The organism is Pseudomonas sp. SIMBA_068, assembly GCF_046534705.1.
In the GTDB taxonomy this organism is placed as follows: Bacteria; Pseudomonadota; Gammaproteobacteria; order Pseudomonadales; family Pseudomonadaceae; genus Aquipseudomonas; species Aquipseudomonas putida.
Map to the genome: position 1 here is coordinate 1 of NZ_JAWRYI010001714.1, position 234 is coordinate 234.

The following is a 234-nucleotide window of genomic DNA, read 5'->3' on the forward strand; positions in this document are numbered from 1 at the left end:
GAAAAAGCTCATAAAATCAAACAGAACCTAAATTGGTCGCTGATTTTTGGCGTGAGCTTTTTTTTATTTGTTATTATAGGCTTAGTGCAAATTACAACGGGTGTATCTGATTGGTTAGTAAAAAATAAAGATGCACAAATAAAGCACTTAACGGTGCAAGGGCATCCTAAATACACAGATGAAACCGCAATAATAACAGCAATAAAAAAAGCGGATTTAAGTAGTTTTTTTGAG

General features: G+C 32.9%; 1 protein-coding gene. It reads left to right on the forward strand.

All coding sequences use genetic code 11. The features are described from left to right. The coding region (locus SB756_RS35600) for a hypothetical protein (RefSeq protein ID WP_410913951.1) at window positions 1–234 on the forward strand (234 nt) is incomplete at both ends.